Source organism: Candidatus Bandiella numerosa (genome assembly GCF_021811875.1).
Taxonomy (GTDB): Bacteria; Pseudomonadota; Alphaproteobacteria; order Rickettsiales; family Midichloriaceae; genus Aquirickettsia; species Aquirickettsia numerosa_A.
On record NZ_JAJBJD010000246.1, the window covers coordinates 1 to 255 of the forward strand.

Annotated in this window: 1 protein-coding gene; it reads left to right on the plus strand. The window is 34.5% G+C overall.

The features are described from left to right. Positions 1–255, plus strand: a 255-nt coding sequence (locus L8D11_RS05545; protein WP_236870664.1) for a DDE-type integrase/transposase/recombinase, incomplete at both ends; no start/stop codon positions are given.

Consider the following 255-nt stretch of genomic DNA (forward strand, 5'->3'; position numbering starts at 1 on the left):
CAATATTCCCTAAGAAAAAGAAGAATATTTCTATAGGAAATAAATCACATAAAATATACCCATACCTTCTTGAGCCTTATTGGAAATCATCGAATGGCAATAGATCCGTATACGTACCTAGATCTAATGAGGTATGGAGTGGAGATATAACCTATGTTCGGACACCAAATGGTTTTATGTATATGGCAGCAATTATTGATTGGCACAGCAAAGCTATTCTAAGCTATAAGCTTTCAAATTGCATGGATTCTAGCT